Origin of the sequence: Actinomadura formosensis NBRC 14204 (assembly GCF_001552155.1) — a bacterium.
Classification (GTDB): Bacteria; Actinomycetota; Actinomycetes; order Streptosporangiales; family Streptosporangiaceae; genus Spirillospora; species Spirillospora formosensis.
On record NZ_BCQQ01000325.1, the window covers coordinates 1 to 595 of the forward strand.

General features: G+C 71.6%; 2 protein-coding genes. Both read left to right on the plus strand.

Translation table 11 applies throughout. The annotated features are described in order from the left end of the window. Nucleotides 1-31 precede the first annotated feature (31 nt). Nucleotides 32-172: a hypothetical protein gene (locus tag AF1_RS35025; RefSeq protein WP_157419466.1), complete on the plus strand. Its 141-nt coding sequence runs from the start codon at nt 32-34 to the stop codon at nt 170-172. 42 nt (nt 173-214) lie between these two features. Continuing rightward, on the plus strand, nt 215-583 hold the full coding sequence (locus tag AF1_RS32765) for an IS110 family transposase (RefSeq protein ID WP_255218873.1): 369 nt from the start codon (nt 215-217) through the stop codon (nt 581-583). The last annotated feature ends 12 nt before the right edge of the window (nt 584-595 follow it).

Below are 595 nucleotides of genomic sequence, written 5' to 3' on the forward strand. Positions count from 1 at the left end.
AGGAGCTTGGTCCAGAAGCCCCGTCACTGTCTTGTCCACCCGCCTGACCGGCGCGCGGCTGCGGCCCGGGGCGGACCTGTCGGATCCCCTGGCGGCGACCCGGGCGGCGCTGCGCCGCCTGGCCCGCCGGTACCAGGCGATGGACGCCGAGATCACCGACCTGGACGCCTAGATCGGCCCGCTGGTCCAGCAGGCCGCTCCCGCGCTGCTGGAGCTGTTCGGCGTCGGCGCCCGGACCGCCGGGCAGCTGCTGGCCTCGGCCGGCGACAACCCCGAACGGATGCGCTCGGAGGCGGCGTTCGCACACCTCGCCGGGGTCGCACCGATCCCGGCGTCCTCGGGCCGCACCCGCCGCCACCGCCTCGACCGCGCCGCCAACAACGCCCTGCACACCATCGTGCTGGTCCGCATGCGCCACGACCCGCGCACCCGCGCCTACGTCCAACGCCGCACCACCCAAGGGCTGTCGAAGAAGGAGATCATCCGCTGCCTAAAACGCTTCGTCGCCCGCGAGGTCCACCGCGCTCTGACCGGCACACCAACCGAACAAACCACTCAAAACGATCTCGCTCCTGCAGCTTGACATCTATAGGAG